The following is a 4,475-nucleotide window of genomic DNA, read 5'->3' on the forward strand; positions in this document are numbered from 1 at the left end:
AAGCTCGACATCGCCGTGGACGAGGTCCCGAAGATCCGGGCGCGCGATCCCGACTCGGTGAACTGGCCCGACGAAGTGGTCGCCGACGGGCCGGTACCACTGTCCCGGCTCGTGCCCGCCGGCATCGATCGACGAGGGGCCGCCACCCGGGCGCGGATCGTGCTGTTCCGTCGCCCCCTCGAGGTGCGAGCGAAGGATCCGGACGATCTGACGGATCTGGTCCACGACGTCCTCGTGCACCAGGTGGCCACTTATCTCGGCGTCGAACCGGAAGTGGTGGATCCGACACTCGACGAGGACGACGAGGACTGAGGAACGTTCCGGACACATGACGAAGGCCGGGTTGCTCGTCCCCCACGGCCGCAACCCGGCCTTCGTCATCCGATTCGGTGTTTCACTCGGTCCCGTACTCCCCGTACCGGGCCGAACTCCTCGTCAGACTATTCCGCGCTTGAGGCGACGGCGTTCCCTCTCGGAAAGCCCGCCCCAGATACCGAACCGCTCGTCGTGAGCGAGGGCGTATTCGAGACATTCGTCCCGGACTTCACACCCCATGCAGATGCGCTTGGCCTCTCTGGTGGATCCACCCTTCTCGGGGAAGAATGCCTCCGGATCGGTCTGCGCACAGAGCGCACGCTCCTGCCACTGCTCCTCGCCCTCCGCAGGGTCGCCGAATCCCGAAATCACACTCAGGACGGGCACCCCGACGTCCGGGTAGTCACAGACAGCCTCGACTGCAGTATCGCTTCGAATGAGCTCGAAGCTGTCGCGCTCGCCGGCCATTGTCCCTCCTCACCTGCAGCGCCGAATCATGACCGGGGATCAACCCGCTGCCATCCCTCGAATACTCGTTCGAATGCGGGTTCACCGCAAGGAATCTCGAATTCGATTATCGAATGACATGTATGTGATTAGACACTTCGGGTGTGTCGCGGTCAAGCGGAGCGGCGTTGTTCACATATCATCGGCCGCTTTGCCGAAACGCGTTTCGGACGGCGCGCGACCGGGTAGATGACGCACCGCTTAGGCTTGGGCCGTGAATGTGACTGTATTGGTCGGAGGTGTCGGTGGGGCGCGTTTTCTCTCAGGTTTGCGCCGACTTCTCGATATTTCCCCCGGCGTCGAGCCGAATCCGGACGCGGCACACCGCATCACCGCGATCGTCAACGTCGGCGACGACGTCTGGATGCACGGTCTGAGGATCTGCCCGGATCTCGACACCTGCATGTACACCCTGGGCGGTGGGATCGACACCGAACGCGGCTGGGGCCGTGCGGGCGAGACCTGGAACGCGAAGGAGGAACTCGCCGCCTACGGTGCGATCCCCGACTGGTTCGGTCTCGGCGACCGCGACATCGCCACGCATCTCGTCCGCACCCAGATGCTGCGGACCGGCTATCCGCTCTCCGCCGTCACCGAAGCACTGTGCACCCGGTGGAAACCCGGCGTGACCCTGCTGCCCGTCTCCGACGACCGCAGCGAGACACACGTCGTCATCACCGATCCCGAGGACGGTGAGCAGCGCGCCGTGCACTTCGAGGAATGGTGGGTCCGCCACCGCGCACAGGTGCCCACCCACAGCTTCGCGCACATCGGCGCGGAGGAGGCGAAGCCGGCTTCCGGAGTGGTCGAGGCGATCGAGAACGCCGACGCCGTCCTGCTGGCCCCGTCCAATCCTGTCGTGAGCGTCGGCGCGATCCTCGCGATCCCGGGTATCCGGGGCGCATTGCGCACCACGCCCGCGAAGATCGTCGGCCTCTCCCCTGTCATCGACGGCAAGCCCCTGCGCGGGATGGCCGATGCGTGCCTGGACGTCATCGGGGTGGAGACCACCGCCGAAGCCGTCGGCCGGTACTACGGTGCCCGCTCCGGCACAGGCATTCTCGACGGGTGGCTCGTGCACTCGACCGACCGCGCCGAGGTACCGGGCGTCGAGGTCCGGTCCGTTCCCCTGCTCATGACCGACACCGACGCGACGGCCGACATGGCCCGCGCCGCCCTCGAGCTCGCCGGAGTGAACCTGTGATGCCGGACGCCGTCGCCGACGCCTCGGTGCGCGACCACGCGCCGGGCGGTCCGATCGAGATCCTGCCCGTCCCCGGGCTCCCCGAGTTCCGCCCGGGAGACGACCTGGCTGCGGCCGTCGCCCAGGCCGCACCGTGGCTGACCGACGGGGACGTCCTCGTCGTCACGAGCAAGGTGGTCTCGAAGGTCGAGGGACGGATCGTCGCCGCGCCCACCGATCCCGACGCCCGCGACGCACTGCGCCGGCGTCTCGTGAACGAAGAGGCCGTGCGCGTGCTGGCCCGCAAGGGCCGCACCCTCATCACCGAGAACAAACTGGGCATCGTGCAGGCGGCCTCCGGGATCGACGGGTCGAACGTCGACAGCGCCGAACTCGCGCTGCTGCCCGAGGATCCCGACGCGAGCGCCTCCGCCCTCCGCGAGCGGATCGGTGCGCTGCTCGGCGTGCGGGTCGCCGTGGTGGTCACCGACACGATGGGTCGCGCCTGGCGCAACGGGCAGACCGACGCCGCGATCGGATCGTCCGGGCTCCCCGTCCTCCACGGCTACGCGGGCTCGCACGATTCGCAGGGCAACGAACTGCAGGTGACGTCCGTGGCGGTGGCCGACGAGATCGCCGCGGCCGGCGATCTCGTCAAGGGCAAGCTCGGCGGTGTGCCCGTCGCCGTGGTGCGCGGACTCGACCTGCCCGACGACGGCTCCACCGCCCGCGCCCTGCTCCGCAGCGGCGAGGACGACCTGTTCTGGCTCGGCACCGAGGAGGCCCTCGAACGCGGCCGGCGCGAGGCACTTCTGTTGCGCCGGTCGGTGCGACAGTTCGCTGCCGAACCCGTCGACCCCGAGGATCTGCGCGAGGCGATCGCCGAGGCCCTCACCGCCCCCGCACCCCACCACACCCGCCCGGTGCGGTTCGTGTGGGTGCGCACCGAACAGGTCCGTCGGCGGCTCCTGGACCGCATGCGCGACAAGTGGGCCGAGGATCTCCGCGGCGACGGACTCGACCCGGTGGCCGTCGAACGCCGCCTCACCCGCGGCGCGATCCTCTACGACGCGCCCGAGGTGATCGTTCCGTTCCGGGTGCCCGACGGCGCACACCACTACCCCGACGCGCGTCGCACCGCCGCCGAAGCCACGATGTTCACCGTCGCCGCCGGCGCCGCGGTCCAGGGCCTGCTCGTGTCCTTGGCCACCCGCGGCCTGGGGAGCTGCTGGATCGGTTCGACGATCTTCGCGCCCGAGGTGGTCCGCGAGGAACTCGGGCTGCCCGCCGAATGGTCGCCGCTCGGAGCGGTCGCCGTCGGCTATCCGCTCACCGAACCGGAACCGCGCGAACCCGCGGATCCGGGCGACGCCCTCGTGGAGCTGTAATCGTGTCGGCGCGTTCCCTGCACGCCTCGGCGGTCGACCGGCTCACCACCTGGCACACCGACTCCGAGGACGCCGAGTCGCTGCGGCACACCATGCTGGCGTTCCTCGATTCGGCGCCCGACGGGTGTCTGCGCGAGCACGTGCCGGGGCACATCACGGCGTCGTCGATCGTCCTCGACGCCGATCACCGCAACGTGCTGCTCACCCTGCATCCTCGGGTGGGGCGGTGGATCCAGCTCGGCGGTCACTGCGAGGCGTCGGACGAGACCGTCGTCGCCGCGGCACTGCGCGAGGCCACCGAGGAATCGGGCATCGCCGATCTGGTGATCGATCCGGATCTGCTCTCGGCGCACACCCATCCGATCACGTGCTCGCTCGGAGTACCCACCCGGCACCTCGACCTGCGGTTCCTGGTGACGGCACCCGTGGACGCCCGGCCGGTGCGCAGCGACGAGTCCACCGACCTGCAGTGGTGGCCGGTCGACGCGCTGCCACCGGAGGCCGAGCACGAGACGATTGCGCACCTGGTGCGGCTCGCGGCGGCCCGACGGGCCTGAGACACCCGCGCTCGTCCCGGCGGGGCCGCCGGGACGAGCGGAGGTCAGAACCGGATCGGTCCGAGCTCGGGATATTTCGGGGTGATGCCGTCGCCGGAGGAGACTCCGCGCAGTCGCCGCCCGATCCACGGGACGAGGAACCCGCGCATCCATGCGCGGTCCGCGGCACGTTCCCGGGCCCGGGTGAGGACGGGTGCCTCGTCGAACTCCACCGGTCCGAGATCGTGTTCGACACCGAGCAGGTCGAGAACGCGGATCGCCATGTTGTGGTGGCCGGCCGTGGACATGTGCAGCCGGTCGAAGTCCCACATGCGCAGATCCCGGTACTCGTCGAAACGCCAGAAGTCGACGATGGTCGCGCCGTGCCGGTCGGCGATCTCCCGGACGAGCTCGTTGTACACGGCCCAGCGGCCGCGCAGGATCCCGAAGACCGGCGCCCAGCTGCCGTCGTAGGCCGTCCACATCAGGACGCGGGCGCCGGTCGCGGCGAGCTTGCCGACCGCCTCGTCGTATTCCGCCGCGAGC

At 69.5% G+C, this 4,475-nt stretch carries 6 protein-coding genes; 4 read left to right on the forward strand and 2 right to left on the reverse strand.

Annotated features, from left to right (window positions below):
* Nucleotides 1-312, forward strand: a 312-nt coding sequence (locus R1101_RS0116580; protein WP_026003364.1) for a metallopeptidase family protein, incomplete at its 5' end; no start/stop codon positions are given.
* Between the two features lie 123 nt (nucleotides 313-435).
* Here R1101_RS0116580 and R1101_RS0116585 read toward each other — a convergent pair.
* Entirely contained in the window at nucleotides 436-702 is a 267-nt protein-coding gene (locus R1101_RS0116585; protein WP_198420289.1) for a WhiB family transcriptional regulator, read from the reverse strand.
* Between the two features lie 334 nt (nucleotides 703-1,036).
* On the opposite strand from R1101_RS0116585, the gene cofD reads away from it, so the two are divergent.
* From cofD to R1101_RS0116600, 3 genes are read left to right on the forward strand one after another with little or no spacing between them, the layout of a single operon-like run.
* Complete coding sequence (gene cofD / locus R1101_RS0116590; protein WP_026003366.1) at nucleotides 1,037-2,026, forward strand: 2-phospho-L-lactate transferase; 990 nt, start codon at nucleotides 1,037-1,039, stop codon at nucleotides 2,024-2,026.
* Nucleotides 2,026-3,393, forward strand: a complete 1,368-nt coding sequence (locus R1101_RS0116595; protein WP_016934500.1) for a coenzyme F420-0:L-glutamate ligase — start codon at nucleotides 2,026-2,028, stop codon at nucleotides 3,391-3,393. The genes cofD and R1101_RS0116595 overlap by 1 nt, the downstream gene beginning before the upstream one ends.
* Nucleotides 3,394-3,395: 2 nt before the next feature.
* Nucleotides 3,396-3,950, forward strand: a complete 555-nt coding sequence (locus R1101_RS0116600) for an NUDIX hydrolase (protein ID WP_016934501.1) — start codon at nucleotides 3,396-3,398, stop codon at nucleotides 3,948-3,950.
* 44 nt (nucleotides 3,951-3,994) lie between these two features.
* Here R1101_RS0116600 and R1101_RS0116605 read toward each other — a convergent pair.
* The coding region (locus tag R1101_RS0116605) for a GDSL-type esterase/lipase family protein (RefSeq protein WP_016934502.1) at nucleotides 3,995-4,475 on the reverse strand (481 nt) is incomplete at its 5' end.

Source organism: Rhodococcus sp. R1101 (assembly GCF_000278445.1).
In the GTDB taxonomy this organism is placed as follows: Bacteria; Actinomycetota; Actinomycetes; order Mycobacteriales; family Mycobacteriaceae; genus Rhodococcus; species Rhodococcus gordoniae.

Excerpts from the sequence above, each read along its gene's own strand:
- R1101_RS0116595 (WP_016934500.1), top strand. The coding sequence starts at position 2,026 with ATGCCGGACGCCGTCGCCGACGCCTCGGTGCGCGACCACGCGCCGGGC.